Genomic DNA, 23,917 nt, shown 5'->3' with positions numbered 1-23,917 from the left:
CTCTTTATAATGTAGTTATTAATTTTTTTGCAGTTTCTGTATCTTTAGAAATCTGAGCTTTAAGTTCATCAAACGAGTTAAATTTTTTTTCTGGTCTAATAAAGTCAATAATTTCAGTTGTTATGTGTTTGCCGTAAATATATTCATTAAAGTTGAATATGTGTGTTTCTAGAAGATTGTTTTTACCATCAATAGTAGGTCGAGTGCCAGCATTTGTAACTCCATAGAATATTTCGTTACCAATATGAACCTTTGATAAATATACTCCTTTTAATGCTGAATTCTTGAGTAGCTTCTGATTTACAGTGTGAAACCCGATTTTTCTACCGTTTTTTTGTCCGTGTAAAACTCTCGAATTAATCTTTAGTGAGTTTCCAAGTAATTTGTTTGCTTGTTTGATATTATGTTCGGCAATAGACTGTCGAATTTGGCTACTACTTATACGGTGATTATCAAGATTAAGTGTAGAAATTCTATCAACTGTAAATTTGTGAGTCAGGGAGTATTGTTTTAATAGTTCATAGTTGCCAGTTCGGTTTTTGCCAAATTTGAAATCATCGCCAACTATTATATGTTTTGTATTTAGCTTTTTAACAAGAAATTCCTCGATAAATTCTCTTGCTTCTATATTTGCAAATTTTTCATTGAATTTTTGGCAGATTATATATTCAACTCCTAACTTACTGAGATTGATAATCTTATTCCTAAAATCATATATTCTCGAAGGCGCAATTTCTTTGAGAAAGAACTCTTTAGGTAAAGGTTCAAAAAACATAATACAAGGTACTAGGTTGTTTTCCTTAGCTATATTGATAAGCTTTTTTATGATTGCTTGGTGTCCTAGATGAACACCGTCAAATGAGCCTATAGCTACAGCTTTGGCTGAAGAATTATTAGTTTTGGTTAAGTTTGTAATAATTTTCATTATAAAAAAGAAGGTTTAAAGCTATTTTATTTAGGAGTATAATAGCCTATAGTATTCATTTTTTGTTGAAAAAAAGCAACTACTGATAGATACTTATCTATTAGATGTTTAGGTTATCGTATAACACAAATTATTATTGAGTGGTTTAAATCATGGCACGTGAGAAAAGAGTTAGAAAATTAAGGAATAAGATTGGTAAGGTTTTTGCGATTGAGACAAATCTTACTGGTAGGCAATTATTAAATAATCGTGTTTTAAATAAAGATGTTGCTTTTAGTCAAGAGGAAAGAATTGCATTTGATTTAATCGGCTATCTTCCTGAGAAAGTTGAAAGTTTGGACGAGCAAGCCGCTAGAGTTAAAAGGCAGCTTGATCAAAAGCCAAATGCTCTTGAAAAATATGTGTTTTTGAATAGGTTGCATGATTTAAATACAACTCTTTTTTATCATTTTGTCCGCGAAAATATCGAAGATATAATGCCTACTATATATACACCTACAGTTGGGGAAGCAGTACAAAAGTATAGTAGCTCATTTAGAAAACAGAGCGGACTTTTCTTATCTATAAGCCACAAAAAACATATTGCTAAGATCTTAGAAAGGTACGAGTATAACAGTATTGACTTAGTTCTTGTAACAGATGGTGAAGCTGTTCTTGGTATTGGCGATCAAGGTATTGGTGGTATGAATATTAGTATCGGTAAAATCATGGTTTATGTTGCCGCTAGCGGTATAGATCCAGCGAGAGTTTTACCAGTTCAGTTGGATATGGGTACTAATAATGATCAGTTGCTAAGTGCACCTGGCTATCTTGGTATACGCCTACCAAGGGTTTCAGGTGAGACTTATGATGAATTTATTGAAGAATTTGTTAGTCAGATTAAGACAAGGTTTCCTAACGTATTTTTGCACTGGGAAGATCTGGGTCGTGATAATGCTACACGTATCCTTGAGAAATATAAGGATAAGCTATGTACATTTAATGATGATATAGAAGGTACAGGTATTGTGGCAGCAGCTAACTGTATAGCCGCTGTCAAGACTGCTAATGCAAAAAGGATAGAGGTGGGAGAGTTGACTCCCGAAGAAGCTATAAGTGGTATATGTGATATTAGAATAGTTATCTATGGTGCTGGAAGTGCAGGATGTGGTATTGCAAGACAGCTTGCAGATGTAATATCAGATAGAGCGGGTGTATCTATCGAAGAAGCTATGAAGAGTATCTATTTGGTTGATAGATATGGTTTGGTATGTGATAAGTTAAGAGCGAAAAGAATTACACCTGAACAGAAGCCTTTTGTTAAATTTAGTGATGAGATTGATACCTGGAAAATCGAAGATCCAAGTTATATAACATTAGAAGAAGCTGTCAAAAATACAAAATGTGATATTTTAATTGGAACCTCAGGTCAGCCAGGATCATTTAATGAGGAAATCATTAAAACAATGGCTAAAAATAATAATTATCCTATTATTATGCCTTTATCTAATCCAACTTCGCTATGTGAAGCATTACCTGAAGATATTATTAAGTGGACAGAAGGTAGGGCACTGATAGCCGCAGGTAGTCCATTCCCAGATGTAACATATAATGGGTGTAAATATAGAATTTCTCAAGGTAATAATGCCTTTATATTTCCTGGTTTGGGTCTTGGTTCAGTTGCAGTGCATGCAAAAATTCTTACAAAAGGTATGATTAGAGCTGCTTGTTACAGGTTGAGTGAATTATCTCCAATGGTAATCAATGAAGACATAACACAGCCATTGCTTGCTAAAATATCTGACTTAGTTGAAGTAACGAAAGAGATAACTAAAGCAGTAGCTAAGCAAGCTATTTTGGAAAATGTTCATGGTGTAGACGTTGATTTGGAAGATCTTACAGAGGAAGAGTTTGATAGTGAGGTAGAAAGATTAATTAATTTATCGTCTTGGACACCAACTTACGCTCCTTATATGCCTATCTAAAACTAATAAATCTTATCTTATATTGATGCATAAAATTTGTTGAAACTAACCATAAAATTATGCTAGACTCAAAAAGATTTTTCTATGTCACTAGTTAAATATTTTTTGAGGAAGAGTTGTGGTAGGTAGATTGAAAAGAACTTGTATGTTGGTTGGCAGCTTACTAGCTTGCTATGGTTATGCTTATTCAGAAGACTCCCCACAAGTGGTTTCTCAGGGAGGGCCTCTGGGAGTTACAAGTATTGGAGATCAGAGTCTTGGTCAATCATCACAAAATAGTACAAGCTCAGCTTCGACTTCAGCAAATGCTTCTCAGCAGTCAAGTGGTAGCGTGAATGAGAGAGAGTTATTGCTTAGTTTACAGAAGCAGGTTCAACAGCTTCAAGGTCAGTTACAGCAGTTAAAATCACAAAATGGTAATGGTGGTTTAAAAAATACATCTAATGGTAGCTCATCGTTTACTACATATAGTTCAAAAGTAGATGGCAATAAAAATCCTGGATCTCTTGGTGGTAATGGTGAAGGTAGAGATTTAAGTCGAGCTTTAGTGTCAGATAGTGATCCTTCTGATATTATGCAAAATGTTAGTGCTAGCGATTCAATTGTAAGTTTAGGAGATCAGCCAGCTGGAGGTATTTTCAGCTCAAATGGTGGTATTGACGTAGGTGGGGCTCCAGCAATTACTACACAAGGTCAGGTAACCTACTTAGGTTCATACTCTGGTAACAACAGTATTCCTATTGGACAGATTTCTTCAAACCTATTTGCATCTACATTATTAGGTCAAAGAGAAAAATTTGATGATTATTCGGTATTCTTTGGAGGCTTTATTGAGGCAGATGCACAAGCATGGTGGGGTAGTGGTATTTCTAAGTGGGATCCTAGTAATAATCGACTCTCTAGTAATGGGCAGAATATATACCTAACAGCAGCAAATCTATATTTCTTATCAAATTTAGGTCACTATGTAACAGCTCAGTTTGATTTTGATACAGATGAGTCAGGAAGCTTTGGTCTAGGTAATGCTTTTGTTATATTTGGTAATCTTGATACTTCACCATTCTTTGTTACAGCTGGTAGAAATAAGCTGACAGTTGGTTCTTATGGTGGTGGTGGATCCTGGACTGGAGGTATCACTGGTTTCTTGGCACCGGGATCACCTACTAACGTTTCTCTTAACTATAAAGATAGCGTATGGAACGCAGCTGTTGCAGTATTTGGTTCAGATGATAAGCATGCGAATTTCTCGACTGGTTTATTCTATGCAGATAGTTGGACACCGAATTTAGCGGCCGGTTTCAACGTTGGTTATGTATACAATATTGCAGGTGCTGGAAATAGCTCTATTCCATTAGCTCTAGATAATCTGAATAGAAAAGGAGATACAGTTGGTGCTATTAACGTTGATGGAAACTTGGCTTATAGTATGTGGGGAGGAATATTTCAGATAGGTGCTGGATGGGCAAGTACTACAAATGCAGAAGAGTTTAACGGCGTTGGTAATGGTAATGTGTTAGCAGGTGCATGGTATGGAGCGCTCAACTACGCAGCTATGCTAGGAGGTAGAAATACTAACTTTAACGTTACTTATGGTCAATCATACAATTCTCAAGCAATACCAATGGGTACAGCAAATGCATCACCAAACTTTGGTAATACTGCAACAGGTATTAAAGAGCAGCTTATTTTCTCTGCTCAGAGAGCGTACTTTGATGATAACGTTCTATTCGGTCCAGAGTATGCATATCAGAAACTATATAGTGGTGAACATCTGAATACAATTACTCTCGATATGTCAGTATACGTATAGAAATATATTATGAATGCTTAAAAAAAAGATATATGCTTCAGCATTAATTTTTTCAATTTTTGACATCTCTTATGCAGATGATCAGCAACAGTTGAGTCAACAGGAAGTTGCTCAATTAGCAAGTCAAATTAAATTTCTACAAGCAGAGATCAATAATTTAGGTCAGCAAGAAAATACAGAAGTCAAGGTTGGCTTAGGCTCGCAACAAAAAGCTAATATTGAATTTAGTGATTTTGATAAAAATGTAAGAGTTAGAGAGCAGTATTTGCAAGAGCAAATGGTTATAGGCGCCCCTGCTAATAGCGATAGCGATCAGGTCGATGTTGGTGATCAAGTTAAGATTACTACGCAGGGTGAAGTTACTTATGTGGGCTCATTCTCAAGTAATAACACCGTACCGATTGGTCAGTTACCAAGTAACCTTTTTGCATCAAGTATTCTTAGGCAGAGAGCATTCTTTGATGATTATGCAATTTTTTTCGGTGGATTTATTCAGGCAGATGCTCAGACATGGAATGGTAGCAATATTACAACAAGGTCAGGTGGAACCTTTGACGGTAATGGCGAAAACATATACCTAACAAGTGCAACACTATATTTTTTGGCAAATCTTGGGCATTATGTAACCGCTAATATGGATTTTGTCGCTGATCAAAATAATAACTATGATCTTCAGGATGGTTTTGTTATTTTTGGTAATCTTGACACAACACCAGTATTTGTATCTGTTGGTAAGTATAGACCTTCTGTTGGATCTTATGGTGGTGGTGGTCCATGGACAAATAGTATTACCGCGAACATGTTTAGACCAAATAGAATTACCAATGCAGCTATAAACTATAGAGGTGACACCTCAAATGCCAACTTTACGCTTTTTGATGCGGAGAATCATGCAACTTTTTCATTAGCATACTTCGATGCTGTAAAAATTGATAATCTAGGGCAAATTGGTTTTAACCTAGGGTATATGCATGATATTAGAGGAGCTAATAGTAGATTTAGTTTTATAAATAATCGTGTTGGTGAGTTTAATGTCGATACAGCAATTAGTATCCAGAGTATACCTTTTTTACCTGGTAATCTAAATCTTGGGGCAGGTTGGGCAACGACTACTACGCAAAGTACACAGTTTAACGGTTATGGTAATGCTTATGCAGGAGCTTTTACAGTACAGGCTGCGTATACATTAACATTGTTTGGTAAGGGGCAAAATATTAACGCCAGTTATGGACACTCTTATAATGCTGATAATATTCCTATGCCACTATCTGCAGGGGTTGGGACTTTCAAAACAGCTTCAGGGATTAAAGATCAGATTTTGATATCTACCCAAAGGTCTTTATTTGATGATAATGTACTGGTTGGCCCAGAGTACTCTTGGCAAAGCTTGTATAATGGTCAGAAAATGAATACGTTCACTATAGATTTATCTGTGTATGTTTAATATGAGCTTTAGCTTTATAAAAATCGATAAATAGAGTAAGATTAGTAATTAGTATATATAATAAATTTATAGGACATATATGTCTTTCTTGGTTGCAATAGTTGGTAGAGCCAATGTTGGTAAATCTACTCTTTTTAATGTTTTAACAAACTCTCGTGATGCATTGGTTTTTGATTTTGAGGGAGTAACTCGTGATCGTCAATATGGTCAGGCTAAATACGATGGCTTAGATTATCTTGTTGTCGATACTGGTGGTATATCAGATCAAGATGCAGGTTTTGATGAGTTTATGGCAAAACAGTCTCAGATGGCAATAGATGAAGCGAATTTAGTTTTCTTTGTGGTTGATGGTAGATCAGGTTTAACAGCTGGAGATGAGTATGTTGCCGATCTTTTGCGTCAGAAAGATAAGAAAGTAGTAGTTGTCGTGAATAAAGTAGATGGTGTTGAAGAAGAGTCTGCAATGGCGGATTTTTATAAATTTGGCTTTGAGAAAGTATTTTCAGTATCAGCAGCACATCGTAGAAACACCCAAAAACTTATCGATAAATTTCTTAAAAAACCTCTGAATGAATACTATCTGGACTACACTCAGACACAAGAACATAAGGAGCAACTGCGCCATGGTATACACTTCTCGCTTATTGGGCGTCCTAATGTAGGCAAATCAACACTTACAAATAGAATGCTTGGAGAAGACAGGGTGGTGGTTTTTGATATGCCTGGTACTACTATCGATAGTGTTAGTATTCCGTTTGAGCGCCATGGGCATAAATACACTATTGTTGATACAGCAGGTGTGCGTAAAAGAGGTAAGGTAAAACAGACATTAGAAAAGTTTTCTGTTATTAAGACTCTACAAGCAATACAAGATTCAAATGTTGTGGTTGCTGTGGTTGATGCAAGACAAGGAATTTCAGATCAAGATTTAAGTTTGATACATTTTGCTATCAAGAATGGTAGAGCACTTGTGTTGGCTATAAATAAGTGGGATGGTATGACTGAAGAAGATCGCAATCAAGTTAAACAAGATTTGAAGCGAAAATTATTCTTCTTAGAAGATTATGTCGATATGCACTTTATTTCAGCATTGCATGGTACAAATGTGGGGCATTTGTTTGAGTCTATAGATACTGCATATAATTGTGCGAATAAAAAAATAACTACAGCAGATGCAACTCGTCTGATGCAACTTGCTGTTGAGGCTCATTCACCCCCGATGGTTGGTAAATTTAGAATTAAGCTTAAGTATGCTCATGTTGGTGGGCATAATCCTCCTGTCATCGTTATACATGGTAACCAAGTTAATAGATTACCTAATTCATATAAAAGATATTTAGAAAATTTCTTTAGAGAAGCTTTAGATTTTCGTGGTACTCCTATAGTATTTGAATTTAAACAGTCAGACAATCCTTTTGCAGATAGAAAAAATAAGAGAACAAAAGATGAAGGCAGTAAGAGTAAAAAAGCTAAATAAAATTGCTGAAGAAGTAACGATTAGTATTAGTGGTGCAAAAAATGCTCTGCTACATTTAATTTTTGCAGGATTGATTCCAGATACTAAGACCAAGTTTTGTAATGTACCTACAACTCTTTTAGACTATAAAGGAGCTAAGGAAATTTTAAAAAATGTTGGTGCTAGAGTTGTAGAGAAGGGAGAGTGTGTAACTATTGATACTAGTTCTATCTCGAATGAACCTCTTGAGTTATGCGGTGAGATGACATCTAAAACTAGATGCTCACTGATGCTACTAGGCTCTATGTTGAAGAAGAAGGGTCGTGTAAGAATTGGCTTTCCTGGAGGTTGTAGCTTTAGTGAGAAAAGACCTTTTGATATTCATCTTAATGGGTTGGAAGCTCTTGGTGCAGAAGTGAAGTTGGCGGATGATTATATAGATGTTATCTATAAGGAAGAAAAAGACGCTGAGTTTAAAATGCTTTTTCCTTCTGTTGGTGCTACTATGAATTTGGTCATGTATGCTGTCATAGGTAGTTCTGAGGTAGTTCTTGAAAATGTTGCCTTAGAGCCGGAAGTTGTTACTTTAATTGACTATCTAAATCAATGTGGTGCAAATATTTATTTTGATACTGATAGTAGGAAGATCAGAGTGATTGGTGTTTCTAGGTTGTCAGGATGTGAGTTTGAGATAATTTTTGATCGAATTCAAGCTATGACCTATGCTGCTATGGCTTATTTATATAAAACAAATGTTACAATTACGAATATTAATACTAATGATACTTATAACATTGAAAAGCCTCTTGAAAAGCTCACAAATATAGGTGCTAGATGGGAGTATGATCAAGCTGGTAATAGTATTAAATTCTTCGGTAAAGATAGCATTATAAAAGGTGATGACATAATAGCAGCACCTTTTCCACATTTTCCTACAGATTTGCAGCCTATATTTGCAGTTATGTTATTTATGGCAAATAGTTCAAGTACTATTCAAGATACCGTATATCCTGAACGCATCAATTATGTGTACCAGATCCGTAAGATGGGTTTCAATATTTCAATAGATAATAATTTAATAAAAATAATCCCTGTTAGCGATTTGGAAAATATACGTCCTGCTGTAATGAGTGTAAAAGATTTGCGAGCAGGCATGGCATGTTTAATGGCTGGATCATTGTTGGATGAGTTTTCGACTATTAATAATGCTCATCAAATTTTTAGAGGGTATAATAATCTTATAGAAAACATGTCTCATTTTATGCAGATTGAGATTTTAGATGGTAATGTTTAGGTAGTAGATGTCAAAATATATATCTTTAGAACAGTATAATACATATCGCATAAAATCTTATGCTAAGCATGTTTATTTTCCAGATAATGAAAAAGAGTTATTAGAAATTGTGAATAGGCATAATCAGGTATTTTTTCTTGGTAACGGTAGTAATGTTATTTTTTCAAAAGAATATTATGATGATGTTGCGTTTGTGGTATTTTGTGAAAATTTTAATTCCTTTAATATTGATGATAAATGTGTAAAAGTTCAAGCAGGAGTCTTATTACAAGATCTTGCACTTGCGACCTATGAGGCTGGTTTAAGCGGCATAGAGACTTTTTATGATGTTCCAGCTAGTGTAGGTGGTGCACTGATTATGAATGCCGGTGCTTATGGAGATGAAATATATACATATGTGAAAAGTGTTACGATTCTGGATCTCAAAACAAAAAAAATAAAGAAATATCTCAAAGACGATATTGAGTATGGTTATAGATACTCTATGTTTAAATATTTTAATGATATTTGTATCTTATCAGCGGAGTTTGAGTTTGAATCAAAATCTAAGCAAGAGATTAAAATGAAACTTGATGATATCTATTCGAGAAGATTATTGAATTTGCCTCAAAAACCTACAGCGGGAAGTGTTTTTAAGAGACCTCAAGCAAATATGCCTGTAGGAGTTATGGTTGAAGAGCTGGGACTTAAAGGTAAGCAAGTTGGAGGAGCTCAGATATCCCCTAAACATGGAGGTATTATAGTTAATAATGGTCATGCTACGGGTGAAGATATACTGCGACTTATAGAGCTCATAAAACGAGAGGTTTTAGAACACTATAGTATTGAACTACATGAAGAACAGATTGTTATTTAATATCTTTAGTTAAAAGCTCTTTTTTATATGTCTAATATCGAATATACTTTGTTTAGGAAAAATATTTTTAATAAATTATGAAAATAAAGATTTTATCTTCTTTCATTATGGTATCTTTATTTTTTAGCAGTTCTTTTGCTGATACTATTACAGCTAAAGCTAATCAAGCAGTTAATGTAGACACGAGTGATAATCCGTTACGAGATTATGCTCAAAAAACATCTATAAATACAGATTCAGCAATTAATACGGCGCCCACATCATCTAATAACACTCAGATTCTCGATACAAATCAGATTGATGATAATGTTCCTAAGGCAAATGATTATGGAGATGCATTGAGTAGTTTGGTTGATACAAGTGATGATGATTATGATAAGCTGATTGCACAAGCAAATGCTATTTTAGCAGATAGCACACCATCTGAAACCAAAAAAAAGATTGATGCTTTCAATAAAGAGTTAGAAGAAAAATCCCGAAAAGAAAAGGATGAGTTTCTTAAAAGTACAGCAAGTAATACTTTGAGTAAAGCGAGCGATATAGTTAATAGTAATCAAACGCAGAAAGTCGATCAGAAATTTGATAAATCCTATAATACATATTCAGAAAAATCATCAGGTGATTATATAAATGAAAATGTTAAAAACTATGATGAGGATTATAAGCCAAAAAACTATGATGGACTTCTTGAAAGTATCAGTACTCCTAAGGATATTGAAGAATCTTTCAATGATATAGATGAAGATGATAACGATAATTTCAAATATAAGCTAAAGGATGGTTATCCTATCGAACAGATAACTACAGTGGGATTATTAGATGGAGAACAAAAGCGTTATAAAAAATGTTTAATAATGAAGACTTATGGTGGTGGTACATGGAGAACGTATTGCCAGCCACTTAAAAAGCCTACTAAATGTCCTGATTATGACTGGCAACAGCTGTCATCTATGTCTATCTTGTATTGTTAAATGTTTGTAAAATTTTAGAAGTGTATTAGTTTTTCTTAAATTCAGTTATTTGCTTTTTGAGCTCATCTAGACTTATTCTATTAGGATTTGCACGTGGAGCAGTATTATTATTTTCACTCTTTCGAACTGCATAACCATATAGAGCTTCTATTTCTAATTGTAGATTTTGTTTGAATCTATCAATAAAAGTATTCCACATATTTTTACCAGTCAAACAAGTATGCATATTTGTATCTGCTAGAGGCTCGTTTAGGTGTCTTATATCCTCAAATACAGTCTTAACATTTTCATAAGTAAATGTAATAAGATCTGATTCGATGGCGGGGGTTTTGTATCTACTTGCTTGTAAGGTATTTCCCCAAGTTAGTAGATCGATCATATCATTTGTATGCTTTGACTTACTAATAGTTGCAAAAGCCTTTTTCATGGAGTCAAAAGATTTATCGCCAAAGGTCGAAAATAAAAGGATACCATCATCATTTAGTAGCTCATAGTAGTCATCTAATTCTTGAGCTAAATTATCGGTTAGATGGATAATACTATTTGATATAATTATATCGAAAGATTGGATTTGATCTTGGTTTTTATGTATTCTTGTATTAGGAAAGCGACTTTGTAAACTGTTTAAATAATCATCATCACAATACCCAGTTACCAAGATATCTGATGGATTAAGCTTTATGAAGTCAAGTCTTTTGAGTAGCCTATGAGCTATCTCATTTTTAATAAAAGATTGTCGATATAACTTTCTGTTGGATATTCTATTTAAGAAGAGATTATAATTAAACATAAGTGATCGCAATAACATATTTGTATGAAGATTATAACAAAAATACTGCAAATACTCTCTATTCAGAATTGTTTATTATGTAGACAGTCAGCAGAAGATATAGTTTGTAATTACTGTTTACATAATCTAGAAGAAGACTTGAATACACAGCAGTACAAGTTAGATTTTGATATTGAGTATGATTACTATCATCTACTTAGTTATACTACAGAAGTTAGATATTTATTGCAAAAGTTTAAGTTTCAAAAAGATTTGTTAGTAATGCGGGTGTTCAGTAAGCTTATGCAGAAATGGTGGGATAAGATGAACGATAAATACTTTGCTGATGTTGATGTCATTGCTACAGTGCCCATACATAGGCTTAGATATGTCTATAGAGGGTTTAATCAGTCTGAGCTTCTTGCTAGTGAATTAGCAGAATATGCTGATATTAGAACAGTGTTTTCAAATTGCTCACGTACGAAATATACAAAGTCACAAGCTAAATCATCCAAGCAAAAAAGAGCTTCACAGATAAAAAATGTATTTAAACTTAAGGAACCAGTAAGAGCCAAGCATCTTTTAGTTTTTGATGATGTGTTAACGACAGGGGCAACGATTAGAGAATTTATAGAAACTATATCAGAAGGTAGCCAAATTGATAAGATATCTATAGTTACACTGGTGCGTCCAGAATAAGTAATATGGAATGTAGCTAATCCGAATAACTTTTGAAGCCGTTTTGTTATCCTATGGCTTGACCATAGGATCCACGTATTATGGGTTTTAAACTTGGATTCTACAATCAAGTCGTAGAATGACATTTTTTTTCTGGTGAATTATGTGCTATAAGAAAATGTTATAAATATTATAAAATCAATATATTTAACAATCATATATAATTTTGTAATAATACTATCAACAAATTAAAAGATTATATGAAAAGGTATCAAAATGAAAAAGTTAGTTTTATTGGTAGTTTCAATTGTGGGTTTAATAAATATAAGTTTAGCTAGTGGTTTACATGAAATAAATAACTTCTCAAGTAGTTCATTTCCGCCACCAGTTATGATACTAGCGGAGTAAAGCCTACTCAGGAAGTTTAAGTTTGATTTTACCACCTAGAATATGAGCATGAATATGAAAAACCATCTGCCCACCTTCTTTACCTGTATTAAAAACAGTTTTAAAACCTCTCAAACCAAGTAGTTTAGCAACTTTAGGTATGCTTAACATGAATTTACCCATAAGCTCTTCATCTTGTTCAGTTAGCTCATTCAGGCTAGCTATATGTTTCTTTGGAATAACTAAAACATGAGTATCAGCAGCTGGATTGATATCATGGAAAGCAAAAACATTTTCATCCTCATAAACTTTCTTTGATGGAATCTCTCCAGTGATAATCTTACAAAAAATACAATCAGACATTTATTTCTCCTTTTTAAAAATATAATAGGCCAAACAAACAACACCTGCTATCAATATGGTTGTACTATGAGTAGTGATTAAATCCTGCAATTTAGTCAGAGAGCTAGTATCTTTAGTTATATTTGCTATAGCGCCTGTAGATATTAATAAAACACTTGCACCCAATGCAAATCGATGCTTTTTCTTAGGCTCTTTAGCTTTACTAACTTGGTGTGATGGCGTGGTTTTTAAATTCATCTGCGTATGTTGTAATATATCAAATACCATACGTGGCAGTTCTGGTAGCCTATCACTAACTCTAGGCATATTCTCTAGCGAACGATGATAAAAACCTCTTAATCCCATTTGTTCTTTCATCCATTTCTCTAATATTGGACGAGATGTTTCCCATATATTAAGTTCTGGACATAGTTTTTGTCCAAGACCTTCAACATGAAATAGAGTTTTCTGCAACAATGTAAGTTGAGGTTGTATATTCATGTTGAAACGACGAGCAACAGCAAATAGCTGCATCAAAGTATAGCCTAGTGAAATTTCTTTCATAGGTTTTTCAAAAATTGGCTCACAAACTGTTCTGATAGCAGACTCCAATACATCTTCACGTGTATCACTAGGAACCCAGCCTGACTCTATGTGTAGTTCAGCTACTTTGCGATAGTCACGTTTAAAAAATGCCAAAAAATTACCTGCTAGATAACGCTGGTCATCACGATTAAGTGTACCAACAATACCAAAGTCGATAGATATGTATTTTGGATCTGCTGGATTTGTGACATCGATAAACATGTTACCAGGGTGCATATCTGCATGAAAGAAACAATCATCAAATACTTGAGAATAGAATATTTCTACACCTCGCTGTGCTAATAAACGGCGATCTACCCCTAGAGCATCGAGAGTTTCGATATCAGATACTCTGACACCACTGACACGTTCCATAACTATTACTGTAGAGCTAGTATATTCCCAATATATCTTAGGTACATAATGTATAGTTGAGCCCTCGAAGTTTCTGCGTATTTGAGATGCATTAGATGCTTCGCGTACTAGATCAAGTTCATCAAAGAAGCTTTGATTAATTTCTTTGACAATTTCGACAGGCTTGAAACGCTTAATTTCTTTTAGTTTGCTAAGTAGCGTTGCAAAGAAAAGCATCAAAGAAGTATCAAGTTTTAGGATTTTCTCTATACCTGGTCGCAATACTTTAACTACAACTTTTTCATCATTTTGAAGTACTGCACCATGAACTTGAGCAACTGAAGCAGAGGCTAGCGGGGTGCTTTCAAAACTTTTGAATATCTTAGTTATTGGTTTTTTTGCAGCATTTTCAATTTGTTGAGCAGCAATATCGTTATCAAAAGGAGGCACGTTATCTTGGAGCTTAGAGACCTCTTTTATAACTTCAGGAGGAAGCAGGTCAGCACGGACAGATAACGCTTGTCCAAACTTAATAAATATAGGTCCAAGTCTCTCTAATGCCTCTCTAATTCTGACACCGTGCTCTAGTTTGCGTATTCTTGGAGAGTAATAAAAAGGGTTTACTAAAAGTATAAGCTTAAGACTTCTTATTTTAGTTGCTCTAATTGGTTCATTGAGAAGGCAATACCTATTTATAATATAAAAAATATATATAAGTCTTAGAAATTTTCTAATCATTGTATAAGCTCTGTAATAAGTTTAGTTTGGCTTCTATTCTATCAGTAGCCTGTTTTAGCTCTTGAACTTGACGATAAAAAATATTTATCTCATTTTGTGATATTAATGTTCTTTTTTCTTCAGTTAAAAAATCTTTAATATCAACTATAGTTTCTTGGCGTGATGTTCTAAGGTATTCTTTCGCTTTAGTAAAAGGTTTCGCTATCGTTGCTGCAAATTCTGGACTAGTAATCTCAGATATTTTATAAACTAAATCAATATCAATAGCACTTATGAACTTATTAAACTCATTTAGGTCTTTAAGACTACCTTGATAATCAAGTTTATTGGCAATTATAAGTTCTTGAAGATTTTTGTTAAATATCAGTTCAAGTATATAAGCCAGTTTACCTTTTAGCACATTTTTAGAATGCTCATCAGTAGCATGGATTTTTGATTTTTCGACTTTTAATGTAACCGAAAAATCAATATCAGTAATCTCTACCCTTAATGTTTTATTATTAAGAGGTAGCAATAAACCACTCATTTGTGGGTCAAGTTTAGATAATAATATTAGGACCCTATCTATTATTTGAATCATTTTAGTACTTATATCCAATATGTAAAGCTACGATTCCACTAGTCATGTTCTGATATTCCACATTATCAAAACCAGCATCATACATCATTTGCTTTAGTGTTTCTTGATCTGGATGTTTGCGGATTGATTCAGCAAGATATTTATAACTTTCAGCATCTTGAGTGATGATTTTGCCTAAAAAAGGTAAAGCTTTGAAAGAGTATTCATCATAAACCTTAGACAGCATAGGTACTATGGGTTTTGAGAATTCTAGTACTAGTAATCTTCCACCAGGTTTTAATACTCTGCACATTGATGCTAGAGCTTTAGCTTTGTCAGTGACATTTCTTAAGCCAAAAGATATTGTTATACAGTTAAAATAATTATCAGGAAATGGTAGAGATTCAGCATTAGCTTGAACATATTCAATATTACCTACACACCCTTTATTGGTAAGCTTCTCTTTACCCACTTCTAACATTGATGAGTTGATGTCACTCAAAACCACTTTACCCTGTGAGCCTACCATTTGACAGAATTTATATGCTAAATCACCAGTTCCTCCAGCTAAGTCAAGAACTCTGTCTCCTTTGCGTATGCCAGTCTTTGCAATAGTTTGTTTTTTCCAGATGCGATGGATGCCAAAAGACATTAAATCATTCATTAAGTCATACTTAGCCGCTACTGAGTGGAAAACTCCGGCAACTTTTTTTTGTTTTTCTTCCCAAGGTACTTCTGTAAAACCGAAATCTGTTGTTTTATTTTCTTTAGACATTTAAACTAAAAATTATAATATTAAGATATAATTTCATTATAGCAGAATATCAAGTATTTGTATTGGCAAGATACCATTAAATAGGGAGTGTAATAATGTATATATTATCTGGAGATATCGGTGGAACTAATACTAGATTAGAGGTTTCTCTTCTAGAAGATGGATTAACACAGAGCATTGCCATCAGGAAGTATAAAGGAGCAAACTTTAATTGTTTGTCTGATATTATTGATAAGTTCTTACTAGAAGTTGATCTAGTGGGGCAGATTGATTCTGTGTGTCTTGCTGTTGCTGGATTTGTCGCAAATGGAGAAGTTCAAGTAACAAATTTACCATGGTTAGTCTCAGAGCAGTATATCTCAGAAGGCCTTGGGATAGATAAAAGTAAAGTTAAAGTTATAAATGACTTTGAAGCCATAGGTTATGGTATAGAATCTTTAGATAGAGAAAAAGATCTTATTACTCTCCAAGAAGGTAAAAAAGATGATGAAACATTGTGTGCTGTAGTCGGTGCTGGTACAGGTCTAGGTATGTGTCTAGTTAGTTATGATAAAGATCATAATCCTAGAGTGTACAAAACTGAAGGTGGGCATGTTGACTTTTCACCAGTTGATGATGAGCAAATTCAACTCTTTAGATTTATGCGTAGAACGTTTCATCGTATATCACCAGAGAGATTTTGCAGTGGCTATGGTATTTTCAATATATATAAGTATGTTGTACGTAATCCTTTATATGATCAGCCAGAGTGTCAATCGCTACGAAGAGAATTATTTAGCGTATCAGATTCTGATAAAGCAGCAGTTATTGTTAAGTATGCCATAGAGCATAGAGAACCTTCTGCGTTGAGAACTATAGATATATTTTTAAGTATATATGGATCAGTGGCAGGTAATTTAGCATTATCAAGTTTACCTTTTAGAGGGTTGTACATCGCTGGAGGTATTGCACCTAGACTTATCAAACAAATCAAAGAAAGTAAGTTTTTAGAGAAGTTTAGAGATAAAGGTAGAATGTCTAGTATGATGAAAGATTTTCCAGTTCATATAATTATGAATACAGATGTTGGTTTAATTGGTGCGCGTACTTATGCAGCCGGCTTAGTCAAAGTAGAGTAAAATTATTTTTTTTCTTTGAGATATTTTGAAAGTCTCAGTACTCCCAACCATATTAGATAAGCTACTACACATCCTGCTATTGCTACATAAAAAGTAGCAAATACGAAAAAGATCCCAACTAGTATAGCTAATTCAGTAATAAAAAATATAGCTAATATAGCAATCAGGCAAATACAGCTGAAAACATTCCTGTATGTACAGATTTTATTTGCTGAATTTGGTTCTTGGTTTAAGCTTTCTTGATTCATGTTATTTATATATCGTTATAATAGGTTAATTATACAGTTGGTAATTATTGCATTGCAAATGAAATATTAAGATTATCTTTTTATATGTTTTGATAGATAAATAGACTGAATTATTAAGAAAATAAAAGTTATGCCAAGAAGGCCAAAAAGTTTAAAGTTCATCCATATATTCGTTGAAAAAAAGTAAGCAACAAATAAGTTAAGAGTTCCTAGCACTGTAAAGTAAGCACCCCACATATTGTTGATTTCTCTCCATTTATGTCTTTTAAACTCAACGGCTTCTTTGAGAATTTTTTGCATTGGTGTTTCTTTCATTGTATATGTTGATATTATCAAACCAACTCCTATTAACCAGTTGATTATGCTAACTTTCCATTTGATAAACTCTTCATTATGGAAGTATAAAGTGGCTCCGCCAAATACCACAACAAGTACAGCTATTAGAATTTGTGCTTTAGCAATTTTTCTATGAACAAGATATTCCCAAATTACTTGAGCAACTGTAACTATTATTAATGCGGCAGTAGCATAAAAAATGTCATAAACCTTATAAACTGTAAAAAATACGATTGCTGGCAGCAAATCATTAATCATTTTATTCATTTGTATTATTGTTAAGTGTTGTATAATGTCATAAAAGTATAACTCTTGTTGCTAAGATAATGAAGAAATTAATTGAACTATATAGTTATGGTAATAATGTAACTGAATTAAAAGAGATAGCTAATATTTTGGATAGTGATGGTGTTCTTGCTGTACCAACTGATTCAGGATATGCTTTAGCTTGTAGGATGAAATCAAAAAAGGCTATAGATAAGATCATCAAAATACGGGAATTAGACGGAAAACATAACTTTACTTTATCTTGTAAAGATTTATCTGAAATATCTGAGTATGCAAGGGTTGATAATAGCGCCTATCGAATTCTAAAAAGATATACACCAGGGCCTTTTACTTTTATCTTAAATGCAACAAAAAAGGTATCATCATTATTGGTTACTAAATCTAAAAATACAGTTGGTATAAGGGTAAGTGAGCATTATGCTCTTCAGGCAATATCAGCAGAAATTGGTGAGCCATTAGTGATTGGGAGCTTTATTTTACCTGGGCAAGATCATGTTGTTACTGACTGCTCAGTTATTGATGATGAAGTTATGAATTATATAGATGTGGTTATAGAGTCGGATTATTGTGGTTATGAGTCAACTACTGTTGTGGAAATGCTTGAATTACCATATCAGATTTTAAGACAAGGTGCCGGAGAAATAGATCTCTAATCCTAAATGTCATAGATATTGAACATTAATAAGATAGTTAAATATGAACTCTTACAAAACTATATTTGAAAATTTAGAGTTTGAAATTTCACCAATAAAAAAATCTCGCTTTATATCTTTTGTCTACAAGGTAGCTAGTCACGAAGAAGTGCTAGAGGCAATAAATAATGCAAAGATTATTTATCCTGGAGCTAATCATTATTGCTGGGCATACTCTTTAGTAGATAATAATCAGCTTAGATTTAGTGATGATGGTGAGCCAAATGGTTCAGCGGGTAAGCCCATACTTTCACATATTCAAGGTCTTGGTATATCAAATGTTTTAGTTGTGGTTGTAAGATATTTTGGGGGGACGAAGCTTGGTGTTGGTGGACTTGTTAGAGCGTATGGGCAGGCCGCTAAAGAAGGGTTGGCTTTAGCCAAAATTATCGATGTAGAGCCACAGAGTGAAATTTTAATAGAATATGATTACTCAGAAACAGCAAATGTCGATAATCTACTAAATCGCTATAATATTCAGATTATAAAGGAGAACTATTCTAATTTGATATCTAAAGTTATTAAGATATGTACATCCGAAAAATCTATCTTTTTAGAAGAAGTAACAAATATAACTAAAGGTAGAGTGAAGGTGATAGAGTACTAAATCGTTTAAGTTTGAACTCTACTATTACGAATAAGCATATATATAAATGAGCCAAATAAGCAAATAACCCCACTAAATATAAATACGAACATAAAATTATCATTTGTTGATTGTAGTATTATCCCAGTAATAAGCGGGGCAAGTCCAGCACCAACAAAATTAGCAAAATTCTGTAATCCACCAATTGTTCCTACTAAGCTATATGGAGAGATATCAGCAACTAATGCCCATGTTGGAGATATCCGTAGCCCCAAACAGAAAATAGTAACACTTATTACACATACTATAATAAAGATGTTGTCTATAAATGGTAGCGCTAAGATTGCTATAGATGCAACTAGACATCCGATGATTATAGGTGTTAATCGTGAAAATACTGCTGTAAATCCTTTTTTTATCATAAGATCGGATACTATACCACCTAACATTACAGAAGCAATTCCTGAAATGAAAGATATAGATGTTGCTATACTCATTTGAGAAAGGCTTAGGTGTTTTACTTTAATAAAATAAAAAGGTAACCATGTTAGAAATAACCAGTAAGCGTAAGATGAACATAGATTTCCTATACATAAAAAAACTACATTCTTATTCTTTAGTGCATCAGAGATAGAAACCTTTTGAGTCCTTTTGTAAGTTGGTCTACATTCAATAGTTTCTTCTGTATGTAGAAGTTTCCAACCTAATGCAGCTAGCAATCCGATAATACCTAACAAAATAAACATACCGCGCCAATCTATTAGTAGCATTAAACCAACTAGGATTAATGGTGCTAGGATGTTAGCTAATCTAGGACCTAGAGCTACTATTGATGACATTAGCCCCCTTTGAGAACTTGGAAAACGATGTTGTATTATTCTAGTAGCGACTATGAAAAAAGGTGCTTCTGCGAGACCAAGCAATATCCGTGTTAGTAATATTGAATAAAATCCTATTACTAAGCCTCCTAATACACAAGCTACAGACCATGCAACCATACTTATTAGCATTACTTTATTTACACCAAGACGATCAACCATGTATCCCGCCGGTAGACTAGCGATAGCATACGGCCACATAAATGCTGATAACAATATTCCCATTTCTGTTGGTGTTATATTAAAAGCATTAGCAATTTCTGTATTTGCAATACTTAGAGTAGATCTGTCAATATAATTTAATAATGCTAAAAAGAATAATAGAAAAATTATTAAAATATTATAGTAGGATTTTTTCATTACTAAATACTTAGCTTATTTAACACGCATACCAGGCTGAGCACCTTCATGCGGTTCTAGTATGTATATTCCTTTGCCATCACCAGCTGCTAGAACCATACCTTCTGACATTCCAAATTTCATTTTCCTAGGAGCTAAGTTCGCTACCATTACAGTATGTTTGCCTACCAAATCTTCTGGCTTATATGCTGATTTTATACCTGCAAATACTTGTTTTGTAACACCGCCTAGATCTAATATTAGCCTAAGTAGTTTGTCTGCACCTTCAACATGTGATGCTTCTGCAATTCTAGCTACACGAAGATCTACTTTCATGAAGTCATCAAAGGTGCATTCTTCAGCTATATCAAGTTTAGGCCCTTCTTTTTTAGGCTCTGTCTGTTCTTGTGATTGCTCTTTTTCTAGCATTTTTTTAGTATCCTCTAAAATCTTGTCTACTTTTTCTTTTTCTATACGTTTAGCAAGTGGTTTGAATTTGTTGATTTTATGATTCTTTAAGAATGTTGGAGTATCATTCCAGTTTGCAATTTCTATATTTAAAAAAGCTTCTGCTTTTGCAACAATGCTAGGAATTATAGGTTTTAGATATGAGACTAAAACTTTGAACATATTTATTCCTTGTGAGCATACTTGATGGACTTTTTGCTCTTGATCTTCTTCTTTAGCTAGTTGCCATGGCTTATGATGATCTATGAATTGATTTGCTTTATCTGCCAAGGCCATTATTAGTCTTACAGCATGCGCAAATTCTCTTTTCTCAAAAGCTTCTGTAATTGCGTGATGATTTTTAGCAAACTCTTCTTCCAACTCTTTATCAAAGACTTCATTAGCTAAAGTTGCATCAAATTTTTTGTATATAAAGCCAGCACAACGACTTGCTATGTTTACTACTTTACCGACTATATCAGAATTTGATTTGGTGACAAATTCTTCAAGGTTTAAATCTATATCATCTATACGAGATGTTAGTCTAGAGGCGAAATAGTATCTTAAATAGCTAGGCTCTAAATTATCTAGATAAGTTCTTGCTTGAATAAATGTACCACGAGATTTTGACATTTTTTTGCCATTTACGGTTAAGAACCCATTTGCGAAGACACTTGTAGGAGTTTTGTGACCTGTAGATGACAATATCGCTGGCCAAAAGAGTGCATGGAAATAAATAATATCTTTACCAATAAAATGATAAAGCTCGCTTTCACAAGAGTTATCTCCCCAAAATTCATTGAAATCAACATTACTTTTGTTGCAATAATCTTTGAAGCTTGCGATGTAGCCCATCGGAGCATCTAACCAAACATAGAAGAACTTCTGTTCATTTGTGCCAGGGATTGGATAGCCAAAATATGGCGCATCACGAGATATATCCCAGCTTTGTAATCCTTGTTCAAACCATTCTGCTAATTTATTAGCTACTTCTGGTTGTAGGCTTTTATTAGATTCAATCCAATTTTTAATATCTTTTTCTAATGCGGGTAGGTCAAAAAAGAAGTGTTCAGAATTTTTTTGTATTGGTGCTTTTCCTGATACTACTGATTTTGGGTTTATTAGTTCTGTTGGATCATAGGTTGTACCGCAAACCTCACAACTATCTCCGTATTGATCTTCAGCCTTACATTTTGGACAAGTGCCTTTTACAAATCTATCAGGTAAAAACATCTTTGCTTCAGGATCATATGCTTGAGCTATTTCTTTTTTTGATATGAGTTTTTGAGCATTCAGCTTACCGTAGATATCTTCAACAATTTCTTTGTTTATTGGACTATGGGTTGAATGGTAATTATCAAATTCAATTTCGAAGCTTAAAAAATCTTTTTGGTGATTGTTTGAGTATTTTTCAACAAGTTCTTCTGGCGTGATACTTAAGCTTTTAGCCTTAAGCATTATTGGAGTACCGTGTGTATCACTGCCGCATACGAATATACATTCATTACCTTGTAGTTTTTGGAATCTAACCCAAATGTCTGACTGTATATATCCAAGCATATGGCCTAAATGAAGATCGCCATTTGCATATGGCAGTGCATTAGTAACTAGGATTTTTCTCATAATAAAAATACTTATATAATTTATATATGTTTAGAGTAATGGTTGTATTATAAAGTTTTTTCAAAATTTTGTTTAGTAATATATTAGTAAAAATAATAGTTAATGTAAAAAAAGATAGGAGTACTCTTGACACATTGTTATATGTATATATAATATCCTCTCACATGGTTTAGGAGAGGTGGCCGAGTGGCTGAAGGCGCTCCCCTGCTAAGGGAGTATAGGCGTTAAACCCTATCGAGAGTTCGAATCTCTTCCTCTCCGCCATCAAAAAAGTTTTCGATCTTTTCAAAATCGGGTGCTTAGCTCAGCTGGGAGAGCATCGCCCTTACAAGGCGAGGGTCGGGGGTTCGAACCCCTCAGCACCCACCACAAAATAAAAAGCGACTTAGGTCGCTTTTTTTATGTCTTAAATTTTTGTATATCACTTTTATTGGATTTTACTTTTTCTTATGTGCCTGGTGCATAGAGAATGTCTTGTAATTTATGTTTTATCGACCATATTGGATGCTTCTAAGGTAAGTTTCTGAGATCTGTTTATTAATAAATGATTTTTTTAGTTTAGTTATGAGGATAAAAGTCATTTAAATTTGCTAATAATCTAAGTAGGAATAGTTCGGGGTATATTTGTATGTGAGTTCAATTGAAATTCAATCTTATTGATTTTCAGATTCAAAACTATGTCTGCAAGTTTTTTAATATCATGTGATTTGTTAGAGTTATATTTATCAAAGGTGTAAGTGCTATATCTGGACTTATGTGAGTTTATTGTTGTTTTGTGTGCAATTTTATAGACTTGAGTATTATGAAGTTAAACAAAGTACTGTTTTTATATTTAGTATGGCGCGGTGTCTTAACAGTAGATTAGATTGATTTCAATATCATAAACATTAGTAGGAGCAAATTAATATTTATTACTGTATATTGAAAAATAAACTTGTTAATAAATTTATTTCAAAAAAATCTTAACAACTTTTAAATATAATTGCCGCTAGAACTGAGGTATTAAGTATTAAAATTAATGATACGTGTAATCAATATAAAAGTGATCAGGTTAGTAGGGATAGTAAGTCTTGGTATATTTATTGAAAGGAAGTTAAACAATATTTTCTAAATAGTGTGAATAAGAGCTTTTTATTCTAAAGCATAGTGGATAAGCTTTAAGATGGTTTAAAAGTTTATGTAGAGGTTGGTTTTTGGGGTTGAAATAGCTATTGAAATAAAAAAGTTGTAAAAACTTTAATTTTTTTGAAGAAAGTAGTTGCATTTTGGAAGAGTGATGCGTATTATATGTCTTCACCGGCTGACGAGTGATGTTAACGGTTGGGAGCTAAGGCTTCTAAGATATTTAAGAGATATATTATATACAAACACTTTGTTAAAGAATTTGAGTATCAGTAGTTAGAGTCAGAATTTGAGAATTAAACTGAAGAGTTTGATCCTGGCTCAGATTGAACG

General features: G+C 33.5%; 22 protein-coding genes and 2 tRNA genes. 14 read left to right on the top strand and 10 right to left on the bottom strand.

Annotated features, from left to right (window positions below; translation table 11 throughout):
• Positions 1-4 precede the first annotated feature (4 nt).
• On the bottom strand, positions 5-925 hold the full coding sequence (gene ribF / locus F3D57_RS03890; protein ID WP_146421868.1) for a bifunctional riboflavin kinase/FAD synthetase: 921 nt from the start codon (positions 923-925) through the stop codon (positions 5-7).
• 149 nt (positions 926-1,074) lie between these two features.
• Here ribF and F3D57_RS03885 point away from each other — a divergent pair, with 149 nt between their 5' ends.
• The 7 genes from F3D57_RS03885 to F3D57_RS03855 all read left to right on the top strand — a co-directional run bounded on the left by F3D57_RS03885 (position 1,075) and on the right by F3D57_RS03855 (position 10,720).
• Positions 1,075-2,889, top strand: a complete 1,815-nt coding sequence (locus tag F3D57_RS03885) for an NAD-dependent malic enzyme (RefSeq protein ID WP_150465266.1) — start codon at positions 1,075-1,077, stop codon at positions 2,887-2,889.
• A 118-nt stretch (positions 2,890-3,007) separates the two neighbouring features.
• Positions 3,008-4,699: a DUF3573 domain-containing protein gene (locus F3D57_RS03880; protein WP_150465265.1), complete on the top strand. Its 1,692-nt coding sequence runs from the start codon at positions 3,008-3,010 to the stop codon at positions 4,697-4,699.
• Between the two features lie 13 nt (positions 4,700-4,712).
• Positions 4,713-6,143 (top strand): DUF3573 domain-containing protein, encoded by a 1,431-nt coding sequence (locus tag F3D57_RS03875; protein ID WP_150465264.1) that lies wholly within the window; start codon positions 4,713-4,715, stop codon positions 6,141-6,143.
• 79 nt (positions 6,144-6,222) lie between these two features.
• The gene (gene der / locus F3D57_RS03870) at positions 6,223-7,620 is read left to right on the top strand and encodes a ribosome biogenesis GTPase Der (protein WP_150465263.1); all 1,398 of its coding nucleotides are present in this window, start codon (positions 6,223-6,225) and stop codon (positions 7,618-7,620) included.
• The gene (locus tag F3D57_RS03865; RefSeq protein WP_013922239.1) at positions 7,589-8,893 is read left to right on the top strand and encodes a UDP-N-acetylglucosamine 1-carboxyvinyltransferase; all 1,305 of its coding nucleotides are present in this window, start codon (positions 7,589-7,591) and stop codon (positions 8,891-8,893) included. The genes der and F3D57_RS03865 overlap by 32 nt, the downstream gene beginning before the upstream one ends.
• Positions 8,894-8,900: 7 nt before the next feature.
• Complete coding sequence (murB, locus tag F3D57_RS03860) at positions 8,901-9,749, top strand: UDP-N-acetylmuramate dehydrogenase (RefSeq protein WP_013922240.1); 849 nt, start codon at positions 8,901-8,903, stop codon at positions 9,747-9,749.
• A gap of 77 nt (positions 9,750-9,826) precedes the next feature.
• Entirely contained in the window at positions 9,827-10,720 is an 894-nt protein-coding gene (locus F3D57_RS03855) for a hypothetical protein (protein WP_150465261.1), read from the top strand.
• A 25-nt stretch (positions 10,721-10,745) separates the two neighbouring features.
• Here the strand turns inward: F3D57_RS03855 and F3D57_RS03850 are convergent, their stop codons facing one another.
• Positions 10,746-11,510, bottom strand: coding sequence for a biotin synthase (locus F3D57_RS03850; protein WP_191092346.1), 765 nt, complete (start codon positions 11,508-11,510; stop codon positions 10,746-10,748).
• Between the two features lie 24 nt (positions 11,511-11,534).
• Between F3D57_RS03850 and F3D57_RS03845 the strand changes: the two genes are divergently transcribed.
• Entirely contained in the window at positions 11,535-12,188 is a 654-nt protein-coding gene (locus tag F3D57_RS03845; protein WP_150465259.1) for a ComF family protein, read from the top strand.
• A gap of 255 nt (positions 12,189-12,443) precedes the next feature.
• On the top strand, positions 12,444-12,575 hold the full coding sequence (locus F3D57_RS10425; RefSeq protein WP_263478290.1) for a hypothetical protein: 132 nt from the start codon (positions 12,444-12,446) through the stop codon (positions 12,573-12,575).
• 3 nt (positions 12,576-12,578) lie between these two features.
• Here the strand turns inward: F3D57_RS10425 and F3D57_RS03840 are convergent, their stop codons facing one another.
• Genes F3D57_RS03840 through ubiE form a run of 4 tightly spaced genes read right to left on the bottom strand, consistent with a single transcriptional unit; the run spans position 12,579 to position 15,907 of the window.
• The gene (locus F3D57_RS03840; RefSeq protein WP_146421877.1) at positions 12,579-12,917 is read right to left on the bottom strand and encodes a histidine triad nucleotide-binding protein; all 339 of its coding nucleotides are present in this window, start codon (positions 12,915-12,917) and stop codon (positions 12,579-12,581) included.
• A complete protein-coding gene (gene ubiB / locus F3D57_RS03835) occupies positions 12,918-14,573 on the bottom strand; it encodes a ubiquinone biosynthesis regulatory protein kinase UbiB (protein ID WP_150465258.1) in 1,656 nt (551 codons plus the stop codon).
• The gene (locus tag F3D57_RS03830) at positions 14,566-15,153 is read right to left on the bottom strand and encodes an SCP2 domain-containing protein (RefSeq protein WP_150465257.1); all 588 of its coding nucleotides are present in this window, start codon (positions 15,151-15,153) and stop codon (positions 14,566-14,568) included. The genes ubiB and F3D57_RS03830 overlap by 8 nt, the downstream gene beginning before the upstream one ends.
• Before the next feature lies 1 nt (position 15,154).
• Positions 15,155-15,907 (bottom strand): bifunctional demethylmenaquinone methyltransferase/2-methoxy-6-polyprenyl-1,4-benzoquinol methylase UbiE, encoded by a 753-nt coding sequence (gene ubiE / locus F3D57_RS03825; protein ID WP_150465256.1) that lies wholly within the window; start codon positions 15,905-15,907, stop codon positions 15,155-15,157.
• A gap of 95 nt (positions 15,908-16,002) precedes the next feature.
• On the opposite strand from ubiE, the gene glk reads away from it, so the two are divergent.
• Positions 16,003-17,025 (top strand): glucokinase, encoded by a 1,023-nt coding sequence (glk, locus tag F3D57_RS03820; protein WP_013922248.1) that lies wholly within the window; start codon positions 16,003-16,005, stop codon positions 17,023-17,025.
• A gap of 2 nt (positions 17,026-17,027) precedes the next feature.
• Here glk and F3D57_RS03815 read toward each other — a convergent pair whose 3' ends face one another.
• Both F3D57_RS03815 and F3D57_RS03810 read right to left on the bottom strand, forming a co-directional pair.
• Complete coding sequence (locus tag F3D57_RS03815) at positions 17,028-17,273, bottom strand: hypothetical protein (RefSeq protein ID WP_013922249.1); 246 nt, start codon at positions 17,271-17,273, stop codon at positions 17,028-17,030.
• Between the two features lie 72 nt (positions 17,274-17,345).
• Positions 17,346-17,876, bottom strand: a complete 531-nt coding sequence (locus F3D57_RS03810; protein WP_150465255.1) for a septation protein A — start codon at positions 17,874-17,876, stop codon at positions 17,346-17,348.
• 59 nt (positions 17,877-17,935) lie between these two features.
• Here F3D57_RS03810 and F3D57_RS03805 point away from each other — a divergent pair, with 59 nt between their 5' ends.
• Both F3D57_RS03805 and F3D57_RS03800 read left to right on the top strand, forming a co-directional pair.
• Positions 17,936-18,550, top strand: a complete 615-nt coding sequence (locus F3D57_RS03805) for an L-threonylcarbamoyladenylate synthase (protein WP_150465254.1) — start codon at positions 17,936-17,938, stop codon at positions 18,548-18,550.
• Between the two features lie 43 nt (positions 18,551-18,593).
• Positions 18,594-19,196 (top strand): YigZ family protein, encoded by a 603-nt coding sequence (locus F3D57_RS03800; RefSeq protein ID WP_150465253.1) that lies wholly within the window; start codon positions 18,594-18,596, stop codon positions 19,194-19,196.
• A gap of 5 nt (positions 19,197-19,201) precedes the next feature.
• Here F3D57_RS03800 and F3D57_RS03795 read toward each other — a convergent pair whose 3' ends face one another.
• Together F3D57_RS03795 and metG are read right to left on the bottom strand one after the other, a co-directional pair.
• Positions 19,202-20,413: an MFS transporter gene (locus F3D57_RS03795; protein WP_150465252.1), complete on the bottom strand. Its 1,212-nt coding sequence runs from the start codon at positions 20,411-20,413 to the stop codon at positions 19,202-19,204.
• Between the two features lie 15 nt (positions 20,414-20,428).
• Entirely contained in the window at positions 20,429-22,462 is a 2,034-nt protein-coding gene (gene metG, locus F3D57_RS03790; protein WP_150465251.1) for a methionine--tRNA ligase, read from the bottom strand.
• 172 nt (positions 22,463-22,634) lie between these two features.
• On the opposite strand from metG, the gene F3D57_RS03785 reads away from it, so the two are divergent.
• Both F3D57_RS03785 and F3D57_RS03780 read left to right on the top strand, forming a co-directional pair.
• Positions 22,635-22,726 (top strand) — tRNA-Ser (locus F3D57_RS03785).
• Between the two features lie 29 nt (positions 22,727-22,755).
• Positions 22,756-22,831, top strand: a tRNA-Val gene (locus F3D57_RS03780).
• The last annotated feature ends 1,086 nt before the right edge of the window (positions 22,832-23,917 follow it).

Source organism: Francisella sp. SYW-2, from assembly GCF_008711475.1.
Lineage (GTDB): Bacteria > Pseudomonadota > Gammaproteobacteria > Francisellales > Francisellaceae > Francisella > Francisella salimarina.
Note: the sequence above shows the minus strand (reverse complement) of the source record. Positions and strands in the feature narration are given on the sequence as shown.

Coding starts and splice junctions, on each gene's coding strand:
- F3D57_RS10425 (WP_263478290.1), top strand. CDS start 12,444: ATGAAAAAGTTAGTTTTATTGGTAGTTTCAATTGTGGGTTTAATAAAT.
- F3D57_RS03840 (WP_146421877.1), bottom strand. CDS start 12,917: ATGTCTGATTGTATTTTTTGTAAGATTATCACTGGAGAGATTCCATCA.
- F3D57_RS03815 (WP_013922249.1), bottom strand. CDS start 17,273: ATGAATCAAGAAAGCTTAAACCAAGAACCAAATTCAGCAAATAAAATC.
- ribF (WP_146421868.1), bottom strand. CDS start 925: ATGAAAATTATTACAAACTTAACCAAAACTAATAATTCTTCAGCCAAA.
- ubiB (WP_150465258.1), bottom strand. CDS start 14,573: ATGATTAGAAAATTTCTAAGACTTATATATATTTTTTATATTATAAAT.
- F3D57_RS03810 (WP_150465255.1), bottom strand. CDS start 17,876: ATGAATAAAATGATTAATGATTTGCTGCCAGCAATCGTATTTTTTACA.
- F3D57_RS03830 (WP_150465257.1), bottom strand. CDS start 15,153: ATGATTCAAATAATAGATAGGGTCCTAATATTATTATCTAAACTTGAC.
- F3D57_RS03875 (WP_150465264.1), top strand. CDS start 4,713: ATGCTTAAAAAAAAGATATATGCTTCAGCATTAATTTTTTCAATTTTT.
- der (WP_150465263.1), top strand. CDS start 6,223: ATGTCTTTCTTGGTTGCAATAGTTGGTAGAGCCAATGTTGGTAAATCT.
- F3D57_RS03865 (WP_013922239.1), top strand. CDS start 7,589: ATGAAGGCAGTAAGAGTAAAAAAGCTAAATAAAATTGCTGAAGAAGTA.
- glk (WP_013922248.1), top strand. CDS start 16,003: ATGTATATATTATCTGGAGATATCGGTGGAACTAATACTAGATTAGAG.
- F3D57_RS03850 (WP_191092346.1), bottom strand. CDS start 11,510: ATGTTTAATTATAATCTCTTCTTAAATAGAATATCCAACAGAAAGTTA.
- F3D57_RS03805 (WP_150465254.1), top strand. CDS start 17,936: ATGAAGAAATTAATTGAACTATATAGTTATGGTAATAATGTAACTGAA.
- ubiE (WP_150465256.1), bottom strand. CDS start 15,907: ATGTCTAAAGAAAATAAAACAACAGATTTCGGTTTTACAGAAGTACCT.
- F3D57_RS03855 (WP_150465261.1), top strand. CDS start 9,827: ATGAAAATAAAGATTTTATCTTCTTTCATTATGGTATCTTTATTTTTT.
- F3D57_RS03800 (WP_150465253.1), top strand. CDS start 18,594: ATGAACTCTTACAAAACTATATTTGAAAATTTAGAGTTTGAAATTTCA.
- F3D57_RS03845 (WP_150465259.1), top strand. CDS start 11,535: ATGAAGATTATAACAAAAATACTGCAAATACTCTCTATTCAGAATTGT.
- F3D57_RS03795 (WP_150465252.1), bottom strand. CDS start 20,413: ATGAAAAAATCCTACTATAATATTTTAATAATTTTTCTATTATTCTTT.
- murB (WP_013922240.1), top strand. CDS start 8,901: ATGTCAAAATATATATCTTTAGAACAGTATAATACATATCGCATAAAA.
- metG (WP_150465251.1), bottom strand. CDS start 22,462: ATGAGAAAAATCCTAGTTACTAATGCACTGCCATATGCAAATGGCGAT.